This window comes from Priestia sp. SIMBA_032, from assembly GCF_046535215.1.
GTDB classification, from domain to species: Bacteria; Bacillota; Bacilli; order Bacillales; family Bacillaceae_H; genus Priestia; species Priestia aryabhattai.
In genome coordinates this window covers 1-272 of record NZ_JAWRXD010000656.1, presented here as the reverse complement: position 1 = coordinate 272, position 272 = coordinate 1, and the positions used below count along the sequence as shown (strand labels likewise).

1 protein-coding gene is annotated in these 272 nt (G+C 66.9%); it reads right to left on the bottom strand.

The annotated features are described in order from the left end of the window. The coding region (locus SB717_RS35875; protein WP_410907742.1) for a TetR/AcrR family transcriptional regulator at positions 1-272 on the bottom strand (272 nt) is incomplete at both ends.

The window sequence follows — 272 nt, the reverse complement described above, 5'->3', positions numbered from 1 at the left end:
GACCGCGGCGGCGACGTCCGGGAACGTCGCCCCGAGCTCACCGAAAGCGTTGATGAAGCCACAACCCCGGTAGTCGTCCTGGCGGAACCACTCGAACAGGAAGTCGTAGATCGCCAGGATCTTGTCGCGGGGCGTGGGAGCCGGCTCGGTCGCCCGGGCAACCGCGGCCTCCCACGTCTTTCGGCGATGGTCGAGCACCGCGAGTACCACGTCGTCCTTCGACGGGAAGGTGGCGTAGAGCCGCTTCAGTGAGACCGAGGCCTCTGCCTTGA